This window comes from Ideonella sp., assembly GCF_035254525.1.
In the GTDB taxonomy this organism is placed as follows: Bacteria; Pseudomonadota; Gammaproteobacteria; order Burkholderiales; family Burkholderiaceae_C; genus Ideonella.
In genome coordinates, this window is the sequence record NZ_DATFAN010000027.1 from 1 (window position 1) to 2912 (window position 2912).

At 71.2% G+C, this 2912-nt stretch carries 3 protein-coding genes; 2 read left to right on the forward strand and 1 reads right to left on the reverse strand.

The annotated features are described in order from the left end of the window. Positions 1-185: 185 nt before the first annotated feature. The gene (locus VJ693_RS03000; protein ID WP_324151983.1) at positions 186-1076 is read right to left on the reverse strand and encodes a LysR family transcriptional regulator; all 891 of its coding nucleotides are present in this window, start codon (positions 1074-1076) and stop codon (positions 186-188) included. Positions 1077-1153: 77 nt separating this feature from the next. Between VJ693_RS03000 and VJ693_RS03005 the strand changes: the two genes are divergently transcribed. Then, positions 1154-2524, forward strand: coding sequence for an acyclic terpene utilization AtuA family protein (locus VJ693_RS03005; protein WP_324151984.1), 1371 nt, complete (start codon positions 1154-1156; stop codon positions 2522-2524). Next, a partial coding sequence (locus VJ693_RS03010) for an AtuA-related protein (RefSeq protein ID WP_324151985.1) occupies positions 2521-2912 on the forward strand: 392 nt, incomplete at its 3' end. The genes VJ693_RS03005 and VJ693_RS03010, both read left to right, overlap by 4 nt.

Genomic DNA, 2912 nt, shown 5'->3' on the forward strand with positions numbered 1-2912 from the left:
TCGACGCCGATGCCCAGGTGATCGCGATACCAGGCGCCCAGCGCCTTCGGATCCTTGGCCTTGAAGAAGATGCCGCCGATGCCGGTGACGCGCTTCATGCTTTGTTCTCCGGTGGGTTCTGAATAGGGTGTGCGGAAGCTACCCGCTGGCTGCCGATTGCGCAACAGGATGATCGCGGCCCTGCCCTACGAAGCCTCTCGCTTCGCCTGAACCACTTCGTACAGCGCCTGGGCCGCCACCGACAGCCCCCGATCCCTCCGCCGCACGAGGTAGAGCTTTCGCACCAGCCCCTTCCACGGCAACACCCGCGTCACCAGCCCCGCCTGCTCGAAGTGAAATAGCGCCAGCTCGGGCACGATGCTGATGCCCAACCCGGCGCGCACCATGCCGGCCACCGTGGCGAGTTGGTCCACCTCCATCACTGCATTGAGCTGCAGCGGGCGCAGCACGGCATCCAGGTACTGCCGCACGCTGCTCGTGCGCGAGAGGTGGATGAAGGGGTACGGCAGCAGGTCTTTCGGCTTCGGTGCGGTCTTGGCTTGGGCCAGCGGGTGGCCGGTGGGGCAGACGAGGTGGAAGCGGTCGGTGCAGAAGAGCTCGGCGCGCAGCTCGGGCGTGTCGGCGCGGATGGCGGCGATGGCCAGGTCGGCCTGGCCGGTCTTCACGCGCTCGATGCAGGCTTCGCTCAGCACATCGGCCACGTCCAGCTCGATGGCGGGGTAGCGGGCGCGGAACTCGGCCAGCACCGCGGGCAGCCAGCCGGCCGCCAGAGAGGGCAGTAGCGCGATGGCGACGCGGCCGCGGCGCTTGGCCGCGTAGTCGGCCGCGCCGGCCAGCGCGGTGTCGAGCTCGGCCAGCACGCGGCGCGCGGCCGGCTCGAAGGCACGGCCTTCGGTGCTGAGATCCACATGGCGCGTGCTGCGGTCGAACAGGCGCTGGCCCAGGGCTTCTTCGAGCTGGCGGATCAGCGCGCTGAAGGCCGGCTGCGAGAGGTGGCACAGCGCCGCGGCGCGGGTGAAGCTGCGCGTTTCAGCCAGCGCCACGAAGGCGCGCAGCTGGCGGGTCGAGAGGTCCATGATTCATTCGCCTTTCGAATCAACCCATCTTAACTTTCGAATTCACAGATCAACGCGGGCTGCCTACAGTGGGCGCCATGGCTTCTTCTCCCCCCAGCGTGCTGCGCGTCGGCTGTGCCGCCGGCTTCTCGGGCGACCGCACGGACGCGGCCGGCCCGGCGGTGGATGCGCTGGTGGCCGCCGGCGGCCCGGCGGTGCTGATCTTCGAGACGCTGGCCGAGCGCACGCTCGCGCTGGCCCAGCTTGCCCGCCGGCAAGACCCGGCCGCGGGCTACGAGCCGCTGCTGTGCGATCTGCTTCGCCCGGTGCTGGCCCAGTGCCTGGCGCATGGCGTGCGCATCGTCAGCAACTTCGGCGCGGCCAACCCCGAGGGCGCGGCGCGGCGCATCCAGGCACTGGCGCACGAGCTGGGCCTGCGCGCCCTGCGCGTGGCGGTGGTCGAGGGGGACGACCTGGGCGGCGCCGCGGCGCGGCCGCTGCTGGTGCGTGCCTTGGGTTCTGCGCTCGACGATCTCGCCATCGTCAGCGCCAACGCCTACATCGGCGCCGAGGCGATTGCCGATGCGCTGCTGGCCGGCGCCGAGATCGTGGTCTGCGGCCGCGTGGCCGACCCCTCGCTCACTGTCGGCCCGGCGCTGGCCCACTTCGGCTGGGCGCGCGACGATTGGGCTCGCCTGGCCGGCGCCACCATGGCCGGCCATTTGCTCGAATGCGGCGCGCAAGTGAGCGGTGGCTATTACGCTGACCCAGGCTTCAAGGAGGTGCCCGGCCTCGCCACGCTCGGCTACCCCATCGCCGAGATCAGCGCCGATGGCTCGTGCGTGATCACCAAGCCCGCCGGCACCGGCGGCCGCATCGATGCGCACACCGTCAAAGAGCAGTTGCTCTACGAGGTGCACGACCCGGCCGCCTACCTCACGCCGGATGTGGTGGCCGATTTGAGCGAAGCCACCGTCACCGAGCTGGGGCCCGATCGGGTGCGGCTCGCCGGCATCCGCGGCCATGCCCGGCCCGCCGCGCTGAAGGTCAACGTGTGCCACCAGGCCGGCTGGCTCGCCGAGGGCGAGATCTCGTATGCCGGTGCGCGCGCCGAGGCGCGTGCCCGCCTGGCCGCGCAGGTGCTGCGCGAGCGGCTCGAGGGCCTGGGGCCGCTGCGGGTGGATCTGATCGGCGTGGCCAGCGTGTTCGCCGACGATGCCGGCCGCTGGCTGGCAACGCAGCCCGAAGGCGACGCGCGCGACGTGCGCCTGCGCGTGGCGCTGAACCACACCGAGCGCGCCGCGGCCGAGCGGCTGACGCGCGAAGTGACCGCTCTCTACACCTGCGGCCCGGCCGGTGGCGGCGGTGTGCGCACCGGCCTGCGCGCGCGCTTGGGCACCGTGTCGTGCCTGGTGCCGCGCGAGGCGGTGCCCACACGCTTTCGTTTCATCGAGGAGGCCTCGGCATGACGACGACCTCCGGCTTCATCACCGTGCCGCTGCACCACGCCGCCCACGGCCGCACCGGCGACAAGGGCGATCGCTCGAACATCAGCGTGATCGCCTGGGCGCCGGCACTCTGGCCGCTGCTGGTGGAGCAGATCACCGAAAGCCTGGTCGCCCGCCAGTTCGCCCACCGCGCACCCAGCCCCGTCACGCGCCACCTGCTGCCCAACCTGCACGCAATGAATTTCGTGCTCGATGGCGTGCTGGATGGCGGCGTGAACGATGCGCTGAACCTCGATAGCCACGGCAAGGCGCTGAGCTACCTGCTGCTGGACTTGCCCTTGCGCGTGCCGGCCGGGCTGGTGCCGCAACTCGTCGCCTGGCCACCGGCTGCACCTGCCGATTTCGATTC